This window comes from Alcaligenes sp. EGD-AK7 (assembly GCF_000465875.3).
GTDB classification, from domain to species: Bacteria; Pseudomonadota; Gammaproteobacteria; order Burkholderiales; family Burkholderiaceae_B; genus Alcaligenes; species Alcaligenes phenolicus.
Map to the genome: position 1 here is coordinate 1 of NZ_AVOG02000050.1, position 566 is coordinate 566.

Sequence of the window (566 nt, forward strand, 5' to 3'; positions counted from 1 at the left end):
CTGGCCGAGAACCCGCTGCGCATGCAGGGTGTGGTGATCGCCTACATGCTAACGGTCGCCTTGTTGATTCCGGCATCGGGCTGGATTGCCGATCGCTTTGGCAGTCGGCGAATCTTTGTCGCGGCCATCGTGCTGTTCTCCCTGGGTTCGCTGCTCTGCGCGCTGTCCACCAGCTTCAACCAGCTCGTCGCATCCCGCGTGCTGCAGGCGCTGGGCGGGGCGCTGATGCTGCCGGTGGGGCGGCTGGTGGTGCTGCGCGCCTTTCCGCGCAGCGAATTCGTGCGGATCATGGCCTTCATCGCGTTGCCGGGGCTGGTCGGGCCGCTGCTCGGGCCGACCCTGGGCGGCTGGCTGGTGGAGTACGCCTCCTGGCACTGGATCTTCCTGATCAACCTGCCGGTGGGCGTGATCGGTTGCATCGCCGCGCTGCGCTTCATGCCGGATCTCAAGGGGCCGGAGCGGGTGCGTTTCGATACCCTGGGTTTCGTGCTGTTCGGTGCCGCGATGGTGCTGATCACCATCGCCCTGGAAGGGCTCGGTGAGATGCACATGCCGCATGCGCGGGT

General features: G+C 66.4%; 1 protein-coding gene. It reads left to right on the forward strand.

Annotation, left to right across the window (positions count from 1 at the left end; translation table 11 throughout):
* Window positions 1–566 (forward strand): MFS transporter (locus N879_RS15690; RefSeq protein WP_022983415.1); only part of this gene is annotated, 566 nt, incomplete at both ends.